The organism is Streptomyces sp. NPDC059994 (genome assembly GCF_042737755.1).
Lineage (GTDB): Bacteria > Actinomycetota > Actinomycetes > Streptomycetales > Streptomycetaceae > Streptomyces.
The window spans coordinates 108,987-132,997 of record NZ_JBHWUR010000010.1 but is presented as its reverse complement, the minus strand read 5'-3'; the positions used below and the strand labels follow the sequence as shown (position 1 = coordinate 132,997).

Here is a 24,011-nt window from a genome sequence, read left to right as displayed (position 1 = left end):
ATCTGATGATCAGAACGACAAGAGCCGTGTAACGGGAGACCGTTACGCACGGTTCTGTGAGAGCCGAGGGGTGAGATCCCCCTCGGCTACTCGACCCTCCGGGATGGCTGTTCGCCGCGGATCGAGGACCCTGAACTGCGGGTCGCGGGGGCGAGGCCTGCGTAGGCGGCGAGGTGGCCGGCGGTCGGGAAGGTGCTGCCGTCGCCGACCTCGATCAGGATGCGGGCTCCGGTCCTGACGCCGACTCCCGGCATGGACGTCAGGACCTTCGAAAGAGGGTGTGCCTCCAGGAGTTCCTCGATCCGCCCGGCCAGCAGCTTGCGCTGGTCAAGGACGGCGGTCAGCGATCCGGCCAGGCTCGGGACGATCAGCGCGGCCGCCTCGGTCCCCGGAACGGTGACGGTCTGCTCGTCCAGGGCGGTGAAGATCTCCTCGACCAGCCGCTCGGTCATCCTCGGAGCCTTCGGCCGTAACAGCGTGACCAGCCGCCGTCGGCCAGCCTTGCGGATCTGAGCTGGTGACCCGAACCGTTCCAGCAGCGTGAGGACGGCCGGGTGCTGCAACCGCGGCCCCAATACTCGCTCCAGCGACGGGTGGATCTGGGTCAGCAGGCCGTGCAGCCGGTTCGCGACCCGGGTGGCCTCGCCGGCCAGGTCGTCGTCGAAGCCCACGATCATCTCCAGCTCGGCGATCGTCTCGTCCTCGCCATCGATCGCCCGCAACGTGTGAGGCATCGCGCGGGCCGCGTCCGCGATGATGAACGCGTCCCTCGCATCGGTCTTCGCCTCGCCCGGGTAGAGGTCCGCGATCCGCCGCATCGTCAGCCCTGGCAGGTAGGCGACCGGGCAGCCCATGTCCCTCGCAACGGCCAGCGGCAGGGCGCCGATTGAGGCCGGCTGGTCGACCACGACGAGTACCGTTCCGTGCTTGGCCTGGAGTTTCGCGAACAGCTCGCGGAGTTTGGGCTCGGTGTTGGGCAGGCGCTTGTCGAAGGCTTTCTTCCCGGCCGGGGTGACGGCGGTGGCGTGGTGTTCGCCCTTGCCGACGTCCAGGCCGAGGAAGACGTCGATGTCGCCGGTGTCGATCACGTGCAGGCCCCTCCGCTCACGCTTTCGTCCGGCCTGCCTCGGCACCGAGCTGCCACATCCACGTTACGGAGAGCTCTTCCGGCCTGGGTGAAGCCGGTGCTCAAGCCCCTCATCAGTGGTCCGTCGATGCCTCCGGGCCCGGTGACACGGGGAAGCCGGGCTGGTAGTGGACGCTGACGCTAGGCCCTGCCGGTCTTCCTCACGGGGGCTGTGACCTGCGACTTCTCCGAGCCTGGTGTTCAACAGGGCCTCCATGACCGTGGCGGGGCACAACGGGCCTCGGAAACGCGCACGGACCGGGGCGCAGCGCGGCACGGGAGCCCCGCCCGGGGGCGCGGGGCGCGGGGGCGTTGGGGGTGGTTGCCGGGTGCGGCGGACAGCGGAGCGCGTACGAGGGGGCGGTGGTTGTGCGCACCGGCGCGGCGCGCTGCGGAGCGTGCACGGGCGTGGCGGTGCGGCCAGGGGGCGCGAAGAGCCCAGGAACCCCCGGCCACGCGCACGGACCCGGGGGGCAGCACCGGAACGCGGGCCCGTGCGGGGGTGGGGCGTGGGAGCGTTGAGGGGTGGCGGGCTGCCGGGCGCGGCCACAGCGGTCAGGGCGAAGAGGGCGGCGGTTGTTCGCACAGACGCTCACCGCGCTGCGGACCGTGCCGGGGTGCGGCGGCGCTACGGCCAGGGGGCGCAGCTCGCGCGGGACGTGTAGCGCGACGCCTAGCAGGACGCGGGGCGCCACGCACGCGGGGCCGGGTACTCAGCCGGTGACCGGCTCGAAGCCGTGTACCTCGTCGGTGAGGCGGCCCTCATCGTCGCGGACGTATTCCTCGTAGGCGCGCTGCACCGCCTCGTTGTGCGTGTCGACGGGGAAGGCGCAGGCCCAGGCGTTGGCGGGCAGGGCGGCGACCAGGGCATCCATGGTCTTCTGGTCGCCGTCTTGGACCGTGTGGGAGTGGGTGACGGTGAGGTCAGCGGCAGTGACGGCGCTCGCCGAGGTGTGCGTCGGCGGGCGCCGTCCGGGGCTGCTGGGTCAGCCGTCTTGACCGCTCAGCGTGAGGGCCCTGAGCATTTCCATGAGCTGGCTTTGCCCAATTCGTCCGAGCAGGGCGGCCAGTTGGGGCCGCCTGTCGGTGCTCTTCGCTTGCCTGCCAGCGGGCCCACGGGTCTTCTCCACGACCGCGTTCAGGTCGTCCCCGCTGATGCCCTGTTGCTGGCAGTGGGCCTCCAGCCAGGTGAGAGCAGCCGCTTGGTTCCGCGCGGCGGTGGCTTCCCGTTGCGGGGCATAGGTCTCCATTACGTGGCAGTGCCTGCCCGGCCGGTGGGCTTCGAGGCAGGCGCAGTCGGAGGTGGGGTGCTGCAAGAGGTGGATGTAGCACAGGCCGTTGAAGCCGAAGACGGCGTTCATTTTCGCGAGTTCGCGGCGCGCCTCGGCCAGCCATGCGCGCGCTGCACCGGCATCATGCAGGTGGTCGGCGAAACCGTCCCAGCCGTAGGCGAGACCATCGCGTTCGGCATACAGGCTGTAGCTGGGTGTGCAAGGCGAGTTCACAGGGGTCTCCTCGGGTTCGTCGGAAGGCGTCTGTGACGGACTGGCCCTACGCATCGGCTCCGGGTTCGCCCGGCGTCGCCCCATGCGTGCGAGGTCCTGGACCTGGACGACGATGTGCGGCATTTGCGGGGGCTGATGCGGCACCCGTACGCGCAGACATTCCTGGGTGGCGGCCACGGTACGGCCGGGACGACCTCGTGTCCGAGGCGGTGACCTGCGACTTCCTTGTAGCCCCGCATGACGTTCCCGCCCGCATCCGGCAGGGTGACTGGCCTCCATGCGGCTGTAGGCCTGCAGTGGGCGGGAAGTCCACCAGGCGGAACGCCCTCAGGCAACTTCCCGGGGCGCGGGACCGGCGGGCACCCACCGGGCTGGCGCCTTGCCGCCCTGCGCAGTCAGCGCCAGCGTCGATGACCGTCCGTCAATCGCTCGGGGCCAGCTACAGCGTGCTTGCTGAGCCTGCGTCGCCTGAAGGGGAGATAACTGTGGCCCTCGCCGCCCTTCCGAAAGGGCCCGCGCGAGCGCGGCCGAACGGCAAAGTGCGCTACCTTGATCTGCTGCGGCTGCGCTCAACTGCGCGACTGCTCACCGGCACGCTGATCGGACGTCTCCCCAATTCGATGGCACCCATCGCTCTGCTCATCTCGGCCCAGCAGACAACGGGTTCACTGGAGACAGGCGGACTATTGACGGCCGGATATCTCATCGCCTTTGCCCTGGGACAGCCCATGCTCGGCAGACTCACCGACCGCGTCGGACTGGTCCCTCCCCTACTCGGTGGTTCCCTCCTGGCCACCTCCGCGCTTAGCACCCTCGCCTTCCTTGGCACCGCGCATGCGCCCGCCGCGCTGGCACTCACCATCGCGGCCGGAGGCTTCAGCCCGCCCCTGGAAGGCGGCCTTCGCACCCTGTGGCCCACCGTGCTTCCCGGTCAAAGCTCTGGGCACGCGGCCTATCTGCGCACGGCATACGCCCTGGACAACGGCACACAAGACGCTGTGTATGTCGTCGGACCAGTTCTTGCCGGGGTCCTTGCCGCGGCCTCCACGCGTACCGCGCTTCTCGTCACCGCCGCCGTCGGCTTGGGCGGCACCCTGTCCGTCGGCTGCTCCCGGCCTGCACGGCGATGGACCCCCGCCCAAGCAACTCACCACTGGCTGGGACCACTCCACTCCGCACCGGTAAGAGCCCTGTTGACCTCATTCTTCTTCGCGGGCGGCGCCGTCGGGGCGCTGCGCGTCTGCGCCATCGCACAGGCACAGACCAGCGAGACCCGGTGGCTGCAGGGCACTCTGCCCGCCCTGTTCTCATTCGGCGGACTCGTCGGCGGGCTGCTCTACGGAGCACGGGCCAGGTGGTCTGGCACCCGGATCCAGCACATCACGCTCCTCGCTGGCGGTTCGGCAATCTCCTGGCTCCCGATGCTGGCCAAGCCGAAGCCGATCCTGTCGGCCCTGCTCATCACCCTGCCCGGGCTGGCCTTCACCGCGATGCTCTGCGTCGGGTGTCTGATGGTGAACACCGTTACTCCACGCGGCACGGGAACCGAGGCCTTCGGCTGGCTCATTGCAGCGATCAACGCGGGGCTCGCCCTGGGAACCGCGCTGGCCGGCCTGGCCGACGGCAGCTACATCGTCCCGTTCCTGAGCGCCGCGGCAGCGACGGTGGTCCTACTCAGCGCCCGCAGCACTCTCCTCTACTCCCCCAACGTCTCCGCGCGCTGCGTACCAGCAGACACAGTAGGCGTATTGGTTCCGGTGGCGCACGTTGTCGGACCACGCCAGGGCGACCCGGCCCTCGGAACCTGGCGACGGACCTCATCCTGACCTGCAAGACTTGCCAAAAGCGCACTTGCTCCTAGAATTGTGGCCGCTTCGCCTCACAGCGAGGATCAAATCTGACGCCCCCTCGCCTCCACTGGGCAGAACGAGGAACAGGCCCATCCATCGAGGTGGGTGCGGCCGCCGAGTCACGGTTCAGCGGCCGCGGCCGTCCCAGTTCCTGGACCGGTCGCTGGTCGTCTCCTAGCGCGGCAGTGGCGCGGCGCCACCTGTAGCCGTCCTTGCTTGCTGAAGCCGCAACATGCTGACCGCCAATCGGCATCGATCCGCACGAGGTCTCGCGAGTCGAGACTCATGGCCATTGCCTGTGCGACGCAGGAACCGAGCGCGCCGAGTTGTATGCGAATCCTGCCTGGCGCCCACAACGGTCTATACGGGGGCGGACGCCTCCTTGCTGTCCATCCCCGCAACGTGATCGCACTGACTGCTGGTGCAGCCAGCAATAACGCACTGCCGAGGGGATGCCGTTCAAGCGCCAAGGTCAGCCCCGAATGCAACTTGCGGGGACCTTAAGGACTACTGACGTGCCTGATAGCTTGCCCCAGGGCGCTGGACCTACTGCCAGACAGCCCGCCCCGGCCTGACGCAGTCCTCCAGCATGAACTCCTGCGAGTGTCCCTGTACCCCTTCTCGTGTCCCCGTGTCCCAGATTGTGATCATGTGAACGGGAAGTTTCTTCAGGCGCGCCCCTTTTCTGGCGACCCCTTCAATTGAGAGGCGCCCGCAGCCGAGAATGCCCCCCCTTCCGGTTCGATTGCATCGACAGATCGTTCGATGGACCCCTGAGTTCCACCTACTACGGCAATTCGCCCGGGCGTCGACGTCGTACCAGCTGATACCCGCTCGACTCTGAAAAGATCACCACGCAAGGCTGCGGCCGCGCCGTCTGGCGACGGATCGTCTCAGGTAGTGGATGTTCCTGCCACGCAGGTCAGCGGGCCCTTTGAGGCAGCGTCGGACGAGTCTGCTACTACCGAACTCCACACTCCCCACTCACCGGTGGTTTCTCTCTCAAAGTCGTCTGCGGGTGATCAGAATGGCTTTTCCGGCTCTGCCGTCTCGGGTGACGGCCGTCGGCGGGAGCGCGCGTGCGCAAGCGAGGATTCTCCGAAAGTGGCCCAGGGAATCGGCGGTGCGGGCTCGTCGCGGATTGGGGCTGGCCCGCTGCGCGGGGAACAGCCCCAGACCACCAAAATCCGGCCGCGGGTTGAACCCGTAGAGGCCGGGGTAGTGCCCCTGGATCTCATGGAGGTCCTGGCACCTGTAGCGCATCTGTGGACTGGTCTGACTCGGGTGTCGACGGCGAAATGGCTGGCCAGAGCGGTACGCGCGGAGGTGGCCCGGGTCCGTGCGGTGGTTGGACCAGAGCGTGCTGGCCAGGTGCTGGCCGCGCGGTTGCGGCGACGCCTGCTCGACCAGGAGCAGCCTGTATCCGCGCTTGTGGGATGGCTGTTGCAGTGTGCCCTTCCGCAACGGTCTCGGTGCTGGTCCGTGCAGTGTGATGACGGTTTCCGTATGGACACTGGGGGACCGTGCGAGAGCTGTACCTGCCGGATTGGGGACCGACGGGGCCTTCGCCGGAAGGTCGCTGTCGAGGTGGCATCAGAGCTCATGGCGGCTTCGCCTGCCGTGCGACAGGCCGCATTTGAGCGGCGGCTGCAGGAAGAGGTCCGTCGGCAAGCAGAAGCCGACATCGTCCGGCGCGAACGCATGGCACGGGAGCAGGTCGCGTTTCGAGCTGAGGTGCAGAGGCTGCGGCAGGCGTACGCGGAGCAACAGGCTGCGCGAGCCATCGAGGTTGCCGACGCAGCGTGCGGCACCTGTGGACTGCCGCAGACGGCGGGGGAGTGCCCACCGTGCGCGTCCCGGCGCTCCACAGCCTCATACGTCCGTTAGGCCGTAGATCTCGCCGTTGTCCTGAGGGCGGATCCCCGCGACCTTCAAGCCGTCGCCGACCTCACCCGCCAGGTCGAACAGGACACCTGGCGCATTATCGACGGAACCCCGTGCGCAGCGGAGGACAATCCGTGGGTGCAAGCCCACCAGCGGATGCAGGTGGCGCGTCGCATCCTTGACGAGCGACGGTCGCGGGCCTTGGAGGCTGGCTCAATCGAAGGCCGCCGACGCGGAAGGATCCCGCGTCGGCCACATGGAGCGGGCCCGCGCCCATGAGTACGCGTCGTCAGCCGAGCACCAGGCCGCTATCCAGGAAGCCATTGACAAGGCGCGGCAGCGGGTGGCAGAGGACACACTCACGAGGTTGCTCGATGACTTTGCCACGGCGCGCAGGGAGCTTGCGGAGACCGACCCGGTGCGACCGAGCCTGCGGAAACCCTGGAGCGAGCGATTTGCCGAGATCCTGCAGGCCCAGGTCTGATCAGTGCGTCCGTACCTGGAGTTGTCAGGCGAGTGCAGCTGGGTATTCCTTGGCCAGGATGCGGAGCGCCCCGGCAAGGGGTTTGCGAGGGGGCTTCCGCAGAAGCCCCGTCCCCTGCTTCCCCGCCTCGCGGATTCGGATCGCTTGGAGTGCGAGGAGAGCGCGGAGTAGCGGCTGGCTTCGATGCTCTGCCAGGTCCGCAAGCCCGCGGGCTCTGTTGAGTGCCTGATCCATCAGTGCGATCTGGTTGTGGAGGGCCTCCTTCACGCCCGTTGGGATTTCCGGCCGGTGGAGTGCCTGGCTGGTCAAGTCGTGCTGGGCGAAGGCTTCCTCAGGGATGCCGATGCGGCCGGTCTGGAGGTCTTCGGCCAGGTCTTCGAGGAAGTCGAGTCGCTGGCCGGCTTCGATGAAGGCTCGGCAGCTGGCGATGTAGGCATCGGAGGCCGGGCACGGCCCGAGCTGACAGGCGATGAGCATGAAGGCCGGCAGCGAGTAGGCATCAATGTAGTGCTGGAAGTCGGCTTCGGTATCGAAGCGTTTCCAGCGTGCCTCCAGGTCCCCGCCAGCGAGGAATTCATCGATGTGCTGGCGGAGGTGCGGATGCTGGTCAACCGTGTGGACCATGGCTCTGAGGACTGGCTGATCAGAGATACCGCTGTCGAGGGCCGCTCGGACCTGCTGGCTCCAGTCGGCTAGCCCGGTCAGGCGCTCGTTCAGAGAGCCGGTGTCGATGAGGTCGTCGGTGTGGTGCATGAAGGCGGTGGCCGCGAGCACCGGGGGGACGAGTGGGGCGGGGAGCAGGAGGCGTACGGCTGTGTATTCCGCGCGTGCGAAGCGGGCTACGAGGTGGCGCTGCTGGGTGTAGTCGTGGCGAAGGCGAGGGTTGTCGATGGCGGCGAGATCCAGTGTGCGCCGCCAGGTCTTCACCGGCATGTTCCCTCGTGTGGTGTTCGTGGCTGTCGTAGCAGTCAGGCCGCCTGGCTGGGGGACCGCGATGAGCGGTCGCGAGGGTGGCCTATCGGCAGGGGAGCATGGCTGAGTGGGGTCTTCGTCAGTTAGCGCGATGCGGTCACCCGGGTTGCCGTGAGGAGGATTCCGGGCTGGATGAGGGTCCTGGGGTGGGCTCGCATGTGGACGACGTCCATGTAGGCCTGGTTGACCGTGGGGTCGATGAGGGATGCGCTGGTGATCTTGTCGCCGATGCGGCGGATGAGCCGGTAGCCGCGGGGGTAGGGGCCGGTGACGTGGGGTTGGGCGAGGTCTGCGGTGGTCGACAGTTGCCAGACGGCGTTGACGATGGCTCCGGTCTGGCGGAAGTAGCCCAGGGCCGGCGCGTGCGCGGGTGCGCCGCTCTGCAGGTGGATGGCCAGCGCGTTGACCTGGAGGACGGCGAGCGTCAGCCCCTGGCCGTAGATGGGGTTGACCGAGGCGACGGAGTCGCCGATGGCCATGAGGCCGCCGGGGAACCGGCTGAGACGGGTGAAGTCGCGGCGCTGGCTGGAGGCGAAGTGGAACGTCTTGATGTCCTCGGCCATGGCGCACTTTTCAGCGACGGTCTGCAGGGGGGCTACGCAGCGCAGCATCCGTTTGCGGAACTCGTCGGGGTCGCGTCCCGGGCGGTAGTCGGTGTAGCCGGCGAGGACGACCATCCAGCGGTTGCCCTCGACGGCCGCGAGGGCTCCGGGTTCGCTGACGGATGTCTGGTAGCCGCTCGCGGGGCCGGGCGTGGCGTGCGCGATGACGGTGCCGGGCAGTTCGTCGCCGCGGTGGAAGAGCGCGGTGGCGTAGCCGAGGTCGATGCGCATCCGGTCCGTTGGGAGTTCATCCCAGCCGCTGTTGGTGAGCCAGGTGCTGAGCCGGCTGGAGCGGCCCATGGCGTCGACGACCAGGTCGGCGTCGAGTTTCCTGCGGGATCCGGCGTCGGCGGCGGATCCGGTCTGCTCTGTCTCGCTGTAGCCGACACCGGTGATCCGGGTGGCCGTGCTGAGCAGATGGGTTGCGCGGGCGTGCAGGAGCTGGACGTTGGGCAGAGCCAGCACGCGGCGTCGGATGTGGCCCTCGATCAGCGGCCTGGTCGCGCTGAGCATGGGCACGTCGACGGGGTGGCGCCGGGTGCCGTCGACGTAGAACTGGATGGCGTCCTTGGTGCCGTGGTGGGCGCCGCTGTCGACGAGCTGTTGGGTGATGCCGGGGAACCACCGCTCAAGGTGTGTGTGGCCCATGGAAAGCAGTGCGTGGAGTTGGTCCCGCTGGGGGGCACCGGGTCCGGTGCCGGGCTGTGACAGGTCGTCCGGTTCGAGGACCACTACCTCGCGGGCGTGGTCGCTGAGGGCGCGGGCGGCAAGCAATCCGGCAAAGCTTCCGCCCAGGACGATAGCCCGTTGCACACGAACCCCCTTGTTCAGGCCACGACTTGGTCGCTTCCGTCCGCCAGGCGGCGGGCTGCTGTGAACCCTATCCCGGCGGTTGGATTCCGGGCGGGGCTCTGGCGTCTTTCGGTGCTGCCGGGCTGGTTGGCAGCGTTATCGGTCCGAAACCGAACCGGTGGACTCCTTGCCGTGTGTGTGCGCGAGGGCGGCCGCGGTCAGGGGATGGGTGAGCGCGCCGGCCACGGCCAGCAGTCGCTCACGCTCTTGCCACATCGGGGTGTCCGCCCCGGGGAGCGAGGCAGCGGAGCCGCCTGCGGGGGGCCGGGACTGTGCAGTTGTCGGCGCCTTCCGTGCGGCCTGGAGGCGGGGGAGGGCGTCGCGTATGGCGGCGGCCGTCGCGATGGTCTCCAGTTCCTTGGGGGACAGGGGCGTGGCCGGCTGGGGGGCCGTGAGCTGCTGCTGGTGCAGGGCGTAGACGCTCTGGACGAGCTGGGGCGATGTCCACGGTCCCAGAATGCGCAGGCCGTCGAGGATTTCGACCACCCCGCGGTGGAGGAGGAAGCCTGCGTTCCACAGGGGGCGGCCGGTGACGCTGTGGTCACTGATGGCCAAGTCCTTGTCGACTCCGGCGACGACCAGATCCCACAGCGGCTGCAGGAGCCTTCGGTCGCGGCGTTCGCGCCACCAGGCGCTGATGGCGGCGCCGGACAGTCCGTAGCCGGCCAGCAGGGCGCCCGTGGCACCGCATGTCGAACCGAAGACGCCGACCTGGTCGAGGGCGTGGCTGCCCAGTGAGGCAGCCGTGATCGCGGGAGTGGCGCACAGGACGTAGCCGAAGACGCACAGCATCGCGCGGGCGAACCAGTTCACTGCGTGCTGCAGGACGGGGTCGTCCAGCCGGATCTGTCGGCAGCGCCGGTAGGTGCTCAGCGTGCTGCAGGCCAGCGTGGCCAGGAACACGAGCACGAACGCCAGCACCAGCGGATCATGCGCATACAGCGTGTTGAAGCGCAGGGGATCCGCAGGCCCTGAGAGATCCGCGGTGCAGAACAAGGTGGCCATCACGATGGCCGCCAGCGCGTACAGCGCGGTCCAGGAGATGAGCGAACGGCGCAGGGCGTTCGGCCGCTCGCGCAGGTGGGGGTCCCACAGCAGGGTCAGCCCATGGGTGTGGGCGAAGCAGCACAGGATCCCGACGTACACCGGTAGCGTGGCGAAACTCGGCTGGCCCAGAGCCGTGCCCAGCGCGCGGTACACGGCGGGGGCGGCGAGCACGTAGACGGTCGCGGAGCAGACGAAGGTGGAGACGGTCACCTTCAGTGTCGGCGTCGGGTCGCTGCGCAGCGCCGCGCCCTTCCACAGGACGATGCCGATTTCACTGACGGCGATGATCAGGTAGACGATCGTGGAGGTGGTCTCAGACACCCGATCTCCTGTGGGTGAAGGCCGAGGTGAGCATGCCGTTGCTCGTCTGGTCTGTGCTCAGGTGGAGCCGCTGGAGCATGAGCGTGGCGAAGACCTCGGCGTCCCGCTCGTCGGGGCTTGCGTAGTGGCTGCGATTGAGGATCTTGGCCACCACGCCCGGTTTGACTCCGGGCAGCAGCTCCCCGAGGAGGTTGTCGGACATCGGCTGATGGCCGTCACCGTCGGCCGGCTGGTGCTGGCTCAGCAGGTGGTAGAGCTCGTGGAGCAGGACGTGCAGGCGCAGGAGCTCGTTGGCGCGTGAGTCGGCGACAATGTAGTCGCACTCTCGTCCGCGGGCGCAGAACCCCGATACTTCTGACGGGAGCGGCGCCTCGGTGATCTTGATCATTTTTCCCTGCAGCGCTGCGACAGCGTTGATGAGGCCTTGCAGGTCGCGGGCTGCGCTGAGGCCGGTGTCGCGGCGGATGAGGCGTTTGATCCGCCGCGTGGTGGCGAGGACGGCCCACTCTTCCCTGAGGGAGGCGCCACGTGCGGCCCACCGGGACCGGGCGGGAGGGGGCGGCGAGGCGGCTGCGGCGGGCCCGGACGTGTCGTCGGGTGAACTGCCGTGGCGGCGGGATGAGTTGTGTGGAATCTTTTCCATGGCTCTGTCGGTGGCCTATCTCCATACGCGGCGGTACTGGAAACCTGGGTTGTGCCCGTGACCTGCCTTCACCGCCGCAAGCCTGCCTGTATTCGACCTTGGTGCCAAGAGGCCAGCTCGTGGCTCGGGGTTTCGCGGCTGGTGCAGTGTGCCTTCTGAGCCATCGCGGGGGTCTGCCCCAGGCCAGCACCCGGTGGAGCGTGATCGCTCGTGTCCGAATCTGACGTGTCTCGCGCGGTGGTGTGCGGGATGCTCGCTGGGCCGGGGGATATGTGGACGCCAGGGGGCCGCACCGTACGACTCGCTGGCGATGGGACGGCGGTAAACGCCAGCGGCCTGGGGGCGGGGGAGGGCTGGATGGCTGGTCTTCACCGGCCGCTGCCCTGTTCGCCGCCCGCCTGGCTGTACGGCTCGGGTGCAATCCGCGCGCTCTTCTCCCATGCGGTGAGCTGGGCGCGCAGGCGGGCGCAGGCTGCGACCGCGGCGGCGTGGTCGGCCAGCTCGGCCAGGAGCGCGGCACTGGGGCCGGCAGGGGGGCGGGGCGCAGATGGCGGCGGAAGCCGCTTCGCCTGGCGCCGGTAGATCTCCAGGACGGATGTGTGCGTGTAGTCGGGGCGCTGCGCGGCGTAAAAGGACGATTCCGGCTCGCGCAGCCACGGAGTCCACACGCTGGCCGGGGTCGACGGAGGCGTGCGTGCGCGCCGGAGAGCCGCACGCAGACTGGAGGCGTGGACCTGCCGGTATCGGGCGAAGACGGGAGCGAATCGCTCCTGGCGCGCACGCAGCATCTGGGCGTGGCGCTCGCCTCGTTCATCCACCGGAAGCTGACGGACGGGGTCGACGAGGCCTTCGCGCAGGGGCAGCAGGCCCATGCGGGCGCGGCGCTGGATCTGCGAGCTCACATAGCCCACCAGACTGGTCGGGCGCAGGGGCACGCTCCACCGCGACAGTTCGTGCACCGCCTCCTCCCAGCCGAACCCCGAAACGATCAAGGGGCGCAGAGCGAATGCCAACTGGCGCAGGCAGCCGCCCTGCGTCCACCAGATGTGGGGCCGTACCCGCTGGGCGTACGCGATCGCGGCCGCCGCCTGCCCCGAGGTGAAGTCGAAATGGCCGCTCTGCGAGTCCCGTTCAGGGCGATGTCCGGGCTGGTGCGCCGGGGGTCGCCCGCTGTCTTTGCTTCTCCCCCCACTCACCGGTGCGGGTCCGTCGTGGGAAACCACGACGCAAGAAGGGGTCCGCGGGGCAGGCTGCTGTGCCCGGGAGCGCCGAGCATGCTTGACAGCCCGGGCGCGCCCGGCGGCCGTGACGGCCCGGATCCGGGAGGTGTATCCGGTGCCTGCGCGCAGCCGTCCTTCGGCCTCGTCCCACAAGGGAGGTGCGCACGGCGCGTAGAGGGTGGCGGTGCGCCGAAAGCCGCTGCCGGGGCCGAAGCGTTCGCCCAGGCGAGCTCTCAGGGCGTTGCGGCGGGCGTTGCCGTGCTCGACGAAGGCCAACAGGCCGAGCTCGCGCAGGATCCGCGTGTGTTTCATGATCGTGCTGCGGGACAGGCCGAGCCGGTCCTGCATGGCGGCGACACCGTAGACCACATGGCCGTCCTTGCTCAGATGCATACGCCGTGCGAAGTCCTGGGCCAGGGCGTACGTGGTCGCGTTGGCCCCGGGGTGATAGCCGCCCTTGACCATGAAGGAGACGGCGGCGAGGAATTCGCGCGAGCGTCGCAGCTGCCGTGAACGCGTCGCTGTCACCTCCTGGTCGGCGGCAGCCGTAACCAGCAAGAAGGGCAAGCGACTTCTCGTACGGGCGCAGCGCCTGGCGCACGAGTACGACCGATGGCTCTGGCCGCAGACGCAGACATGCTGCATCATGGACCGCATCACTCCTGTATGGGGGTGTGCAAAAGCCCCACTTCGGTGGGGCGACTCTGGTAAGAACCGAGTGATACCGGCCTGTTGCCGGGCCCGCCGGACGAGTGGCGACTCGAACGGACGGGGTGACGTAGAGGGCCGCAGTGGCCCGGCTGGTGGTGACACACCAGGCGGTCTGCGGCCGGGGCGGCGAGCGCCGAGACCAGCTCGCGCTTCGCCGCCGCAAGGATCAGTTCATGACAGCCCCCTTCATGGGGGAGCAGTTCCGGGATGCGGCGCGCAGGTCGCGGGCAGGCCCGGTGAGTTGGGTACAGCGCGGCCTTGGCCTCGCGTTGGCCGCGCCGTCGTACAGCGCCACCGCAATCGCTCCCTGGGACAGCGGTGTCCAGTGGCCCTGGGCCGTCGGCTGCAGACTCTGACCTCTGCGACGCCGTGGGGCCACTGCTCCATGTCCGGCGGCGAGGCGCGACGCGGAACGGGCGGCGTCCGCCCGGTGTGCAGGCCGCGGCCGGTGGCGCGGCAGACGTCCGCGGTGCCAGCGGCGATGAGCGGCTCTGCCCGGCAGCCGGGGCCGGGTGCGGCGGGCCCTCATGCTGCGCGCTGCGCGCTGCGGTTGGCCGTCTGCCAGTACCGGGTGGTCGAGACGGGCAGGTGCCGCATGCCGTGCCACAGCGGCGAGAGCCAGGCATCGATGTGCCGCTCGAGGTCCCGGCTGCGGGCCATCAGACTCACAGCGCCGACCAGGCGGGCACCGCCCAGCAGCCCTTCGAGGCCGGGCATCCCCGGGACCGCGTGCACCGGGACCGAGACGAAATCCCATCCCGGCAGGGCCGAGGGGCTGCTCACATAGCCGCGGGAGCGGATCTGCTGCAACTGGCCCGACAGAGCGACGGTCTCATCGAGGTGAGCCAGCATGACCAGACCCGGCGCATCGGCGGCCAGCGGTGCCTGACGGAGCCGGCCCGCTGCCGTGGGATGGGCCGCCAGCTCCTCGGTGAAGTCGGCGCGGGCACCGCTGCAGTACTCCACACACAGGCGCACCGGCGAGTCCAGCAGCATCAGGCCGTGCAGGAACACGATTTGCCCGGTCTGCTGCTGCAGGGCTGCCAGATAGCGGCGGCTGCGGGCCTGCACCCCGGGCACGGCGTGCAGCAGCCGCGCCTCATCGGTGCCCAGAACAGCGGTAGTCAGCTCGTAGTGGCCCGGGCTGCCGGGCGAGAGCGCGCACAGGCCCGCCTCGCGCATGGCGGCGAGCCGGCGCCGGACCACCCCTCGGTCCATGCCCGTCCGGTGGACGATCCGGCTCATGGGCTGCGGGCCCGGGCCCAGCTCCAGCATCGCCTTGAACACACGGTACGAGCGGGCTGCTTCGGGCGCGGGCAGGTTCCCTTCGCGAGAATGAGGTGTGGATGGTGTCATGGATCGCCCCTCAGATTGAATGATGGTGAAGCCGGAGCCCCTGGCCACGTGATGCCAGGGGCGGGGGATGGCAGCGGTAGCGGGGGGAGTGGACGGGCCCGATTCAGGCGGCGGCCAGCCGGGTCTGACGGCTCAGCCACTGCTCGGTATAGGGGTAGACGACGAACAGCACGCACCCCTCGGCGGACCTCGGCGTGTGGCGCGACCCGCGGTGCCCGACGATGACCGTTCCCGGCCTGTGGTCGCCGTTCTCATCGCTCAGCACCCCGGATACCACCCGGACTATTTCGTGGGCATCGGTGTGCTCATCGACGCCGTCCCACACGGCGCCGGGCGCCAGGGATACTTCCACGATCTGGCTGGGGAACTGATCGGTCGGCTCGCGCAGTACACGGACCTCGATCCCCTGCGAGATGCCACGGGCCGGCACATCGGTGGCACGGCACAATTCAAAACCAGACATGCGGGACCTTTCGACGGAGGCGGACGAACACGTCAGTGCGGGTAACGACCGGGCGGCGGGGCGGCGCCGGGACCAACGACGCCGAGACGGAGCAGGTCGGCGATAGCCTCCTCGGACAATGCCTGGGCATCGAGCGACGGCCATGCCCGAGGGGAACCTCCGCTGGCCCACAGAGCCCCCGGCCCGCGCATCTCCGCCTGCCGCAGCCAACCCCCGCCGGTCTCCCCGTCCACTTCTCGGGCCGCGTCGACGAGCCCCGCGCTGACCAGCGCAGCGACCACCGTCCCGTAGACGAGATCGGCGTCCGCCTGATGCGTGCCGCATGCGGGCCCGGTCACGGCGGGAAGAGGGCCGTAGGCGGACGCGCCGTCGCGGGACCAGCGCAGCGGGGCGTGCGCACACGCCACCCCCAGCTGATGGGCTATTTCCGTCAGAGCGCCGGCCTGCTCCTGCGGCAGCGGACCCATCTGGATCCACAGGGTGCCGGGCCGCAGGGCGGGAAGGATGTGCGCGGACAGGACCGCTTCCAGCACATCAGGATGGTCGAAGATACTCACCACGACGTGACAGGGGGAGAGTTGGGCGCTCCAGCCAGGCACGGCCGCGGCGAGTGCGGCGAGCGCGTCGGCGTCGTGGGCGGGGTAGGCCGCGGGCAGTCCCCACAGGTGGGTGGCTATGCCCGCAGAGGTCAGGCCGTTGGCGGCCAGATAGGCCCCGGGGGCCGACCCCAGGACGGCGACGACAGGCAGTGCAGACACGGGCAGCAGTCCTTATGGCAGTGCGGTGGTTGAAGCACGATCCAAGGCCTCTGAGCCACGCTAGGGGGGTCCTTGCGTCCGCGGAACGCAACAAGTGCACAGTGCTGCGGACGGGAGGCGTCACGAGTGCACAGCGCGGCCCGCGGGGCGGAACGTCGCAGTACCGGGCGCAGGACCGACACACCGGTGCCATCGCCGGCCCGAGCCGTCCCTCTGCGGCGGACACCACCGCCACCTCCTCCCTTCGCCCCCCCGGCCCCGCATGCCCATCGCGGGGTCAGCCGAGCTCGGGGAGAACGGGATCACCCGAGGTGATGGCCAGGGCCAGGATGGCCGCGTGCGCACCGGCGAGGCCGCTGGAAAGGTCGCGCTGAAGGAGGGATTCCATGCAGCGCAGGCGCAGACGCACGGCCCGCGCCCCGATTCCCAACTGTGCAGCGGCTTCCTCCACGTGGAGATTGCACCCCACCCAGGCCCGCAGGGTGCTGAGCAGATCACGCTCATCGTCGTGGAGCGGCTGCAGCAGCCCCCGCGCCCATGCCTGCGCGGGGGCGCACTGCAGGATCGCCGCGAGTGAGGGCGAGCCAGGTGCATCCTGTGCGGGAGGCACCGGGGCGTAGACCAGGGAGAGGACCAGATGTAGCACGGTGCGCAGCCGGGCGTCTTTGAGATGCAGCGGTGCACCGTCTTGGCCCAGCACTTCGGCGCAGCGAGCGACGCGCGCAGAGACCGTGTTGCGGTGGGCCCCCAGAATCCGGGCCGTGCGGGCATGGGAGAACTCCATCGTGATGCGCAGCGTGCTGGTCAGTTCCTCGCGCACGACGAGCGGCAGGCCGAGCAGCGGCGCGAGCACACGCTCAGCCCACACATGCGCAGCGTCCCCTAACAGTGGCGCCAGCTGTGAGGAACCGTCGAACAGATCGATGCGATCGCGGTGGTAGCGCGCGGAGAGCAACGCGTTGGCCGCCTCGCCGTATGCCTCGGCGACCGCACCGAGCGGGTAGGGACGGCTGCCGCCCATGGACCTGCCCGGCAGCACCGCCATGGTGCGGCGCAGGGTCTGGGCGACGCTGCCGGGGGCATCCTCGCCGCCGTGGAGCGGGTCCACGATGATCACGTGATCACCCCGGGCCGGGCAGCGCACCAGCAAGGCCTTCCCGCCAATGTGCGCCTCCAGCAGGCTCACGGCGTCCTCCCGTTGCTCCGGGGGCCCGGCGATGACGTAGACGCGGATTCTGCTGGTCTGGAGCAGACCGGGTTCCAGGGCTGCCAGGGCCCTCTGCGCAAGGAGCGTCTGGCCGCCCATCAACATCTGGAACGCCCCCAGGCGCACCCCCCGTGCACTCTCGCGCAGTTCCCGGGCTCGCTGCGCATCGTGCGCCATGGCCAACAGCTTGACGGTGACCTCCGCCAGGGGGAGGGTCTCGGGAGCGAAGGGCGATGCGCCGGCTGCCACCAAGTAGGGCGCCGTCTCCATCGAGCTGACGGGAAGCTTGACCACGTGCACGCCCTGGCGGACCTGCGGATCGCGGGCAGTGTCGGTGCTGAAGGCCAGATGCTGGGCGACGCTGCGCTGCTGGGCAGGGGCGTCCTCCGGGCTCTCGACACACACATTGCGGTCGGCGGGACTCATGAGACCGACGTAGCGGTCGAGGGACTCGGCAAGGCCCTCGACCAGTACCTGCTTGAAGTCCGCCTGGCGCAGCTCGCCGGGCAGATGCTCGAAATAGGCCGTCACCCGGTTTAACTGCTGCTGGGCGCGGCGATGCCATATTCCGGCGAGGACGCGGTCGATTCCTGCCCAGGCGGCCGGGTCGCCTTGGGTCACCAGCAGCGGAACACCGACTCGGTGAGCCGCCTGGCGGATCGTGGGGGGAATCGCGTCCCCGGCCCCGGCGTCGACCGCCAGCGCGAGGCCGGCAGCCTGGCGTTGCGCTAGGTCGCGCACCAGCCGGTCCGCCTGCACGGTGGACGCTGCGCTCACTGCGGCGGCTTCGACGATGACCAGGCAGTCGGCCAGGTCGAGGGCGTCGGCGACGGGGATCACGGCGACACGGTGGGTGCCGGAAACGGCGCGATTGTGGTGAGCAGCCCGGTGGGCAGCATCGGCGAACTTCAGCCCCACATTCGGCCGTTCGTCGGTGAGATATCCCAATGTTGACATGCGTTCTCCCCCCTGAAGCAGCCCAGCGCCTGTTTCCGACGAGACCGAACCGAGGTTCACGCCGCCACACCGGGCCGCGAGGGAAATGGATCTCCCGAGACATGCAGGTGCGGCGATAGGGTGGCGGTGGTTGTGTCGGCGCTGTGCGATGGCGCAACCACCACTGTCCGCAGATGTCACCCGGCTGATTCCCCGCAGCCCCCTCTCGGCATTGCTGCTGGAGTCCCGTACGGGAAGAGGCGGGAACCGATGTCCACCAGCTCCGTCGGCCGATGTTCTCCCCGCGCATCGCAGGACGATCAGCAGTGGCTAGGAATCCTGATGTACCATCCCTGCGCTGTCAACAAATGTCGAAAACATCGGCGCGTCGGCCATAATGGCCTGAATTCGTCATTCCCTACAGGGAATTGCTGGATCATGCGGACAATCGCCGTCCTGACCGCGAGGATGAGGCGATAACGACTGTCGTGACGCCGTGACCAAGGGCCGCTAAGGTCTAGTCCGCGCCAACCGCGCCGATCCGCACGTCACAAGGATCAGGAGACCGCAGGCTGATGGATGTCCCCTGTGAGGCGTTTCCGGCCGACGACCTCGAATCGGTCGTCGCCTCCATCACTCGCCTCCTCGACATGCTGGGCATGGCGCGCGACGAGGTCCTGGACGTCGAACAGCTCGCCTACGCAGCGGGGTTGAGCGTTGGCAGGGTGCAGACCCTGCTCGACGACCCCGGCGCGCCAGACCCTGAGGAGGGCCTTGGGGAGACGGCCGGCATGGGCGAGAAGTTCAGTCCCACAGCCGAGCGGTTCCGCCAGCGGCTCGCCTTCCTGCGCGCCACCCGGCTGCGCAGCAACGGTCAGCCCTACACCCTCGCCGAAATCGGCGCCGGATCGCACATGTCCGGCTCACAGGTCAGCCTTCTGCTGATCGGACGGCGCCGCCCGACATTCCAGCACGCGGAAGATCTGGGGCGGTTCTACAAAGTGCCGCCCGGCTTCTTCTCCGCCACGGACTCCCAGGCCCTGCACCGCGTGCTCAAGCCGATCGAGCAGATGCTGCTCAACGCGGCCTTATACCAGCAGAAGGGCATCACCCAGTTCGCGCTGCGCAGCCGCGACCTGGCCGAAGCCGACCCCACCGTCGGAGCCGCACTCAGGGACGCGCTCACCCTGGCGTTGACGGAGACAGACAGCGAAGTCCGCGAGATCAGCCAGGAGATGCTCTCGTTGCCCGCACCCAGCCGTCGGCGCGTTCTGCCCCAGATCAAACGCCTGCTGGGACGTGCGCGCATGGAGAACGAGGGGAAGCCCGACCCTTCGCCCCTGCCGGAGCCCTGACCACGCAGCGTCTGACCGAAAAGCGGGCCATGGCGGGCACCTTGCCGGTGGCACCGGATGGCGGGTTGGCCTGGACCCGCGCGTGGTTCCGGGGCGTCGGAGCATAGAGCCACACACTGAGCCTGTGCTCCATGATCTGTAGTTGATCTTCAAGAGCGGTGCGCTCAGGTAGCGGTGTCCAGGCCGACGAGAAGAGAGGCAACGTCGAGGCCAGTGGTGAGGTACTCCTCGAACGTTCGGTTGTTCAGGGCCCAGGAAGACCGTCGTTCCCTGATGAGCTGGATCGCTGCCGTTGCAGGTCGGCCCAGCTCGATGAGGGTCTGCGCCACCACCAGGCCGGAGCGGTTGTAGCCGGCATTGCAGCGCACCAGAACCGTGCGCTCGTGCCGCACTGCGTGAGCAGCGGCATGGGCCAGCTGCTGGACGGTCTGGATCTGCTCGGCAGTGAGCGGACCGTCGGGGATCTCGGCGACGAGATGCTCAACACCCGGGCCAGGGCCATGGTCGGGCCGAGCGAACAGACTAATGACCAGGCCAAACTCGGTGCAGACGACTGCGGCATGGCATTGTCCCAGGGCGTCAGCCCAATGGTGGCCACCCATCCATAATCTGGGCGTGATCTTGTTCCAGGGAGCAGACGGCTCGGGAGTGTCCCCACCTTTGTGACGCGTCTTCATCTGCAGATCCTCTTCAACCAGGCGAGCAGGGCAGGGCGCTCAATCCGTCCCTCAGCTCGAATGGTCCCTCGAACAAGTTCCCAGCATGAGGATTCTCCGGACACGGGACCGGCGTCCGCCCGATTCAAGGAAGGCACCGAACCAGACCGAAGGCCCTGGGGAGTCGTCGGCCCGGCGAGCCGCGCATGAAGGCAGTGGGCCCGGATCTGCCGTCGCGGCACTGGCGCCCGGTCGTCCGCCTGCATTCAGTCGAGCTCGAAGTCGTCATGGCCAGCCGCCGGGCTCTTCAGCCAGAGCGCCAGGTGGCACGCTAGCTCGGCCACGGGGAACGCCTCCTCGGAGCACACCTTGCGCCCCTGTCCCAGATGGACAGCTCTGCGTCGATATCGAGGAGCAGCACCGCCAGGGAAGCCTCCTGCGCGTTGAGACCGCGCCGCGGCATGTCCGACAGCCCAAGGTGCCGGCAGACGAACCGCACCGCCAGGCCTCCATGAGAGCTGAGGCACGCTGACTATCCGGGCCACCCAAATACAGACGCCCCTACCAACCGATACCAGGCGCTTCGCTGAGCCCCGATCAATCGAACGACCCTTCAGGCCGCAGGTCGCGGCACCCGCCTCACGCATGGCATGGGGTGTCCGATCTCCCACTCGATCACCGACCGCCCTTGCTGCACGTACGTGGCTTGTTTGATGCGTTTGCGTATGTCATAGGAGGCACGGCCTTTGACCCCGTAGACCTCGACGTAGGTAGGAGGCTCCGTGTCGGTGAGTACGAAGTCCGGGAACAGCTCATCGCTGCGATCCCAGCGCAAGGGCTTGATCATCCGGCGGCCCGCCGCAGCCAGGGCGTCGGCCATCCTCAGCTCGTAGGACGACTCCACGGGAATGTAGTTGGTGTTGGTGAGCATGAAGGCGGCCTCGACGGCCTTCAGAACACTCCCGGACCGGGACGGCTCGACCACCAAGAGGCCGATGCGGCGGGCTGTGTCTCCGGCAGCCGAGGCGAAGGTGGGGACATACGAGCGTCTCCACCGCTCGAGCTGTCGAGACGTGGTGAAAAGCCCTCTGTCCAGATGGCGAAGGGCGATGCGGTGGCCGTGGGGGCTGGTACGGATCTCCTTGACCTCCCCCAGCATCAGCCCCCGCTGTGTTTTCCCTTGATGCTGTCCCAGCCGCTGGCAGAACCATTCGAGGGCCGCGTCGTGGGCAGCGGCAGTGCTCGGCCTGAAAGGGGGGACCACGTAGAGGGCTTCGTCGAGCGGAACCGCGTTGACGGTGCAGTCGTCGAGCAGCCCCAGCAGGCGGCCCCGGCAGGTATGCCAGGAGCGGGAGTGGCCCGCTCCCCGATTCCACTGGTTGAGTTGGGCCTCTTCCCACAGGAAGTGCATGAGCCCCAGCAGGCCGACAGGATGCCGCGACACCGGACCCGCGGACTCGGCGGGGAGCAGAGGGGGAGTGGCCGGGGCCGCCTCGCCTGACGTGTCGATGGTGAGCGGGACATGCAGGAGGATGGCCGTCCCGTCCGGTGTCTGGAGAATGCCACTCATGCTGCGCGACGGCCGGCCGGACAGGTCGCCCTCCAGCTTGTGAAAGGCGCAACCGAAGGCGTGCTGGCTTCCCTCATCCGGCCATCCCGCGAGGTGGAAGCGCCCGGCGCGAGCGCGTATGACCAGCCGCAGTGGAGGTGTCCTGCACAGGCAATAGGCGCATCCGTCCTCGGAGCGAGCTGCGCTGAACACGCCCGCGAACCTCGTCGGGTTCCGCCGCACCGCCGAGAGCGCAGTGACCTGACCCGCGATGCGCACCATCTCGCGGTCCCGGCGAGCCGCAGAGCTCCGGGATCCGCTCCCGCCCAAGGGCAGCGGCAGCTGGTTCATCCTGATACCCCCGATGGGCAAATCCGCAGAACAGCGGCCGCCTTGGCGCCGCTGGCCAACTCTCCGCGCGGCCCGGCCCATACCGGGGCAGCGGGCCAGCTGGCTGCCCTGCGGGCCAGGGGGAAGGGCGCGGCGCGCTCCAGCCTCGGCAATCCGGCGGCCTCGGATCCCGCCTGCCCGTTCACGCCGCCGCCGTCGGGAGCATGGCAGCTGCACCCTCGCTTCGTCGGCTCATGCGGGCGGCCGTCTGCATCAAGGAAGGGACATAACTATGGCGATGCCGCTGCACTTGCTGGGGCAGGCCGAGCAGGGCAAGCGCGCCCGTGACCGTGCGCCCGCGAAACAGCGGCGCGGCCAGCATCTCCCAGCCAGGCACCGGTGCCGGGGTCAGTGCATGGCCCTCGGCACGTATCTCACGGGTGTAGCTGCTTCCCGGCACGTCGTCGAGATAGGCCTGGATCACCAGCCCGGCCGCGTCAGCGGGCAGCGGGGCCATCGTCAACCGGTCGCGTACCTGCGGCGTACACCGGGCCAGCGCCGCCTGGAAGTCGGCGCGCTTGGCCATGTTGGAGTGCAGGCACAGCCGGGAGTTGGTGCCGCCCACCAGCACTGCAGTGAAGACCAGCACCACTTGGGCCGTCTGCCGCTGCAACAGCGCCAGTTCCCGGTAGAGCACCCCGTCATCGGTAACCGCTGAGTCGGTCAGACGCTCCGCAGGGTTGGACAGGCGGCCCCGCGCAAGCCCGTAGTGCCCCTGCCGCGGGTGCACGAAGGCGTCGGCCCGCACCCCAGCGGTGAGTATCCGATGGACCGTGCTCTTCGTGTAATTCGTGTCCTCGATGATCCGCCACATCGGATGCACCCCAGGCCCGAGTTCCTCCACGGCCTGGTACACCCTGAACACACGCTCGTGTGAGGTCGGTTCGTTCGCCTCAGAGGATTCTGGGACAGCCAACTTCTCCCCCTTGATCGTGTACTGGGCGCACCGATCAGTCGCCGCATGTGAAATCGTGAGTCCCGCGCCACCTATCTTTATCGCATGCCGTGGAATTTCGGCAGGGGTTCCGGATGCTGGCGCACTCTATTGGGCCGTCATCTAAAGCGCGAGCCGTTTCCCCATAACCATGTTCGCCACGTGAACCGCAATTCCTTTGAAGTGCGGCGGAGAATCACCTGCGCGACTATCGCGGTCGCGGTGGGCTCACGGCCACGGGAAGCGGATCAGAGCACTCCGTTTTGGGGTGGCGTCTCACAGCTGCCTCGGCGCATGGCTGACCTGCCTGAACACCCATGGCTGATCACTGCAAGACCCGCTGGCCTTCCGACACGGCAGCAGGATCGCGTTTTCCCGCCACACGGGATCCGAGCCGCCATCCATTCCGCAGGGCGGGAAACGGTGAGCTGTGGTGGGGCGTCGGCACATGCGACTGCCCGGCACCAAGACGAACGTGAACACACTGCACCCGCCCACAGGTCGGAGTGGCAAAGATGCATGCGATCCCCCTGCTCCCGGCAGGCGGGAGCACTCCGCGCCGCCTCCCCGCGTGCGGAACTCCTGCAGATTCCAGCGCAGTCTCCCCCCACTGCGCGCACGGGGCAGACAGCCTTGCCTATCCGTACCGTTGGTACAACCAAGGAGATCCGCATGTGCTCCCGAGCGTTTTTCACCCAAGGCGTCGGCGCCTCGACCATCGCGCCCCGTCCCGACGCCAGCCCGCCCCAGCACGACACCAGGGCCACAACCTCATCGGTGACAACCGCCGAACGCTGTTCTCCCGCAACACGGGAAGGACGGTGCCGAGGCGACCGTGACGCGGGAAACCACAGCTGAAGCCAGCGACACGGCTTGCCTGTTCCGCCCAGCACCACCTTTGCTTCACGCCAACAGCAGAACTCCACCTCACGGAAAGGGTCCCTGATGACCATCAACGCGCGCGACACCCGTCCCCAGGACACTGACGCCCGCCCGCTCCCGGCCCGTCTGCCGCGCCCCCTCGGCGTCCGGCCCTGGTGAAGATCAGGCACGTAGCGCAGTTCTGACGGCGCTCGGCGGGTTCGCCAGGGAACGTTCCCTGGCGAACCCCCCTGTGGGCGGGATGGTGCCCGGGGCAGCACCCTGATGCCCGCACCCAGCGGGGGGGGGGCGCCCCCAAGGGGGCGGGG

The 24,011-nt window shown here is 68.7% G+C and carries 17 protein-coding genes and 1 pseudogene; 3 read left to right on the top strand and 15 right to left on the bottom strand.

Annotation, left to right across the window (positions count from 1 at the left end; all coding sequences use genetic code 11):
* Positions 1 to 98 precede the first annotated feature (98 nt).
* From ACFWA7_RS08840 to ACFWA7_RS08830, 3 genes and pseudogenes are all read right to left on the bottom strand, one after another.
* Positions 99 to 1,088: pseudogene (locus tag ACFWA7_RS08840) on the bottom strand (IS110 family transposase); the annotation flags it as partial.
* Between the two features lie 751 nt (positions 1,089 to 1,839).
* On the bottom strand, positions 1,840 to 2,001 hold the full coding sequence (locus tag ACFWA7_RS08835) for a hypothetical protein (protein ID WP_385821844.1): 162 nt from the start codon (positions 1,999 to 2,001) through the stop codon (positions 1,840 to 1,842).
* Positions 2,002 to 2,112: 111 nt separating this feature from the next.
* Positions 2,113 to 2,754 carry a hypothetical protein gene (locus ACFWA7_RS08830; protein ID WP_385821842.1) on the bottom strand — a complete coding sequence of 214 codons (642 nt, stop codon included), beginning with the start codon at positions 2,752 to 2,754 and terminating at the stop codon, positions 2,113 to 2,115.
* A 362-nt stretch (positions 2,755 to 3,116) separates the two neighbouring features.
* On the opposite strand from ACFWA7_RS08830, the gene ACFWA7_RS08825 reads away from it, so the two are divergent.
* Both ACFWA7_RS08825 and ACFWA7_RS08820 read left to right on the top strand, forming a co-directional pair.
* A complete protein-coding gene (locus ACFWA7_RS08825; RefSeq protein WP_385821840.1) occupies positions 3,117 to 4,457 on the top strand; it encodes an MFS transporter in 1,341 nt (446 codons plus the stop codon).
* A gap of 2,164 nt (positions 4,458 to 6,621) precedes the next feature.
* A complete protein-coding gene (locus ACFWA7_RS08820; RefSeq protein ID WP_385821837.1) occupies positions 6,622 to 6,849 on the top strand; it encodes a hypothetical protein in 228 nt (75 codons plus the stop codon).
* Between the two features lie 24 nt (positions 6,850 to 6,873).
* Here the strand turns inward: ACFWA7_RS08820 and ACFWA7_RS08815 are convergent, their stop codons facing one another.
* The 9 genes from ACFWA7_RS08815 to ACFWA7_RS08775 all read right to left on the bottom strand — a co-directional run bounded on the left by ACFWA7_RS08815 (position 6,874) and on the right by ACFWA7_RS08775 (position 17,958).
* Positions 6,874 to 7,782 carry a squalene/phytoene synthase family protein gene (locus ACFWA7_RS08815; protein ID WP_385821835.1) on the bottom strand — a complete coding sequence of 303 codons (909 nt, stop codon included), beginning with the start codon at positions 7,780 to 7,782 and terminating at the stop codon, positions 6,874 to 6,876.
* Between the two features lie 122 nt (positions 7,783 to 7,904).
* Positions 7,905 to 9,236 carry an FAD-dependent oxidoreductase gene (locus ACFWA7_RS08810; protein WP_385821833.1) on the bottom strand — a complete coding sequence of 444 codons (1,332 nt, stop codon included), beginning with the start codon at positions 9,234 to 9,236 and terminating at the stop codon, positions 7,905 to 7,907.
* A gap of 135 nt (positions 9,237 to 9,371) precedes the next feature.
* Positions 9,372 to 10,643 (bottom strand): DUF6545 domain-containing protein, encoded by a 1,272-nt coding sequence (locus tag ACFWA7_RS08805; protein ID WP_385821831.1) that lies wholly within the window; start codon positions 10,641 to 10,643, stop codon positions 9,372 to 9,374.
* A complete protein-coding gene (locus ACFWA7_RS08800; RefSeq protein ID WP_385821829.1) occupies positions 10,636 to 11,031 on the bottom strand; it encodes a hypothetical protein in 396 nt (131 codons plus the stop codon). The genes ACFWA7_RS08805 and ACFWA7_RS08800 overlap by 8 nt, the downstream gene beginning before the upstream one ends.
* 623 nt (positions 11,032 to 11,654) lie before the next feature.
* Positions 11,655 to 13,073, bottom strand: coding sequence for a hypothetical protein (locus tag ACFWA7_RS08795; protein WP_385821827.1), 1,419 nt, complete (start codon positions 13,071 to 13,073; stop codon positions 11,655 to 11,657).
* 669 nt (positions 13,074 to 13,742) lie between these two features.
* The gene (locus ACFWA7_RS08790; RefSeq protein ID WP_385821825.1) at positions 13,743 to 14,573 is read right to left on the bottom strand and encodes a hypothetical protein; all 831 of its coding nucleotides are present in this window, start codon (positions 14,571 to 14,573) and stop codon (positions 13,743 to 13,745) included.
* A gap of 103 nt (positions 14,574 to 14,676) precedes the next feature.
* Entirely contained in the window at positions 14,677 to 15,036 is a 360-nt protein-coding gene (locus ACFWA7_RS08785) for a cupin domain-containing protein (RefSeq protein ID WP_385821823.1), read from the bottom strand.
* 32 nt (positions 15,037 to 15,068) lie between these two features.
* A complete protein-coding gene (locus ACFWA7_RS08780; protein ID WP_385821821.1) occupies positions 15,069 to 15,794 on the bottom strand; it encodes a hypothetical protein in 726 nt (241 codons plus the stop codon).
* A gap of 277 nt (positions 15,795 to 16,071) precedes the next feature.
* The gene (locus ACFWA7_RS08775; protein WP_385821819.1) at positions 16,072 to 17,958 is read right to left on the bottom strand and encodes a helix-turn-helix domain-containing protein; all 1,887 of its coding nucleotides are present in this window, start codon (positions 17,956 to 17,958) and stop codon (positions 16,072 to 16,074) included.
* A gap of 554 nt (positions 17,959 to 18,512) precedes the next feature.
* Between ACFWA7_RS08775 and ACFWA7_RS08770 the strand changes: the two genes are divergently transcribed.
* Complete coding sequence (locus ACFWA7_RS08770) at positions 18,513 to 19,292, top strand: hypothetical protein (protein ID WP_385821817.1); 780 nt, start codon at positions 18,513 to 18,515, stop codon at positions 19,290 to 19,292.
* 164 nt (positions 19,293 to 19,456) lie between these two features.
* Here ACFWA7_RS08770 and ACFWA7_RS08765 read toward each other — a convergent pair whose 3' ends face one another.
* The 3 genes from ACFWA7_RS08765 to ACFWA7_RS08755 all read right to left on the bottom strand — a co-directional run bounded on the left by ACFWA7_RS08765 (position 19,457) and on the right by ACFWA7_RS08755 (position 22,731).
* On the bottom strand, positions 19,457 to 19,969 hold the full coding sequence (locus ACFWA7_RS08765) for a protein phosphatase (RefSeq protein ID WP_385821815.1): 513 nt from the start codon (positions 19,967 to 19,969) through the stop codon (positions 19,457 to 19,459).
* Positions 19,970 to 20,561: 592 nt separating this feature from the next.
* Entirely contained in the window at positions 20,562 to 21,779 is a 1,218-nt protein-coding gene (locus tag ACFWA7_RS08760) for a DUF1173 family protein (RefSeq protein ID WP_385821813.1), read from the bottom strand.
* A 250-nt stretch (positions 21,780 to 22,029) separates the two neighbouring features.
* Positions 22,030 to 22,731, bottom strand: a complete 702-nt coding sequence (locus ACFWA7_RS08755; protein ID WP_385821811.1) for a hypothetical protein — start codon at positions 22,729 to 22,731, stop codon at positions 22,030 to 22,032.
* Between the last annotated feature and the right edge of the window lie 1,280 nt (positions 22,732 to 24,011).

Bases quoted from the DNA above. Each gene is read 5' to 3' on its own strand.
- ACFWA7_RS08760 (WP_385821813.1), bottom strand. From the start codon at position 21,779: ATGGTGCGCATCGCGGGTCAGGTCACTGCGCTCTCGGCGGTGCGGCGG.
- ACFWA7_RS08820 (WP_385821837.1), top strand. From the start codon at position 6,622: ATGGAGCGGGCCCGCGCCCATGAGTACGCGTCGTCAGCCGAGCACCAG.
- ACFWA7_RS08785 (WP_385821823.1), bottom strand. From the start codon at position 15,036: ATGTCTGGTTTTGAATTGTGCCGTGCCACCGATGTGCCGGCCCGTGGC.
- ACFWA7_RS08830 (WP_385821842.1), bottom strand. From the start codon at position 2,754: ATGCCGCACATCGTCGTCCAGGTCCAGGACCTCGCACGCATGGGGCGA.
- ACFWA7_RS08815 (WP_385821835.1), bottom strand. From the start codon at position 7,782: ATGCCGGTGAAGACCTGGCGGCGCACACTGGATCTCGCCGCCATCGAC.
- ACFWA7_RS08800 (WP_385821829.1), bottom strand. From the start codon at position 11,031: ATGATCAAGATCACCGAGGCGCCGCTCCCGTCAGAAGTATCGGGGTTC.
- ACFWA7_RS08835 (WP_385821844.1), bottom strand. From the start codon at position 2,001: ATGGATGCCCTGGTCGCCGCCCTGCCCGCCAACGCCTGGGCCTGCGCC.
- ACFWA7_RS08790 (WP_385821825.1), bottom strand. From the start codon at position 14,573: ATGACACCATCCACACCTCATTCTCGCGAAGGGAACCTGCCCGCGCCC.
- ACFWA7_RS08775 (WP_385821819.1), bottom strand. From the start codon at position 17,958: ATGTCAACATTGGGATATCTCACCGACGAACGGCCGAATGTGGGGCTG.
- ACFWA7_RS08770 (WP_385821817.1), top strand. From the start codon at position 18,513: ATGGATGTCCCCTGTGAGGCGTTTCCGGCCGACGACCTCGAATCGGTC.
- ACFWA7_RS08765 (WP_385821815.1), bottom strand. From the start codon at position 19,969: ATGAAGACGCGTCACAAAGGTGGGGACACTCCCGAGCCGTCTGCTCCC.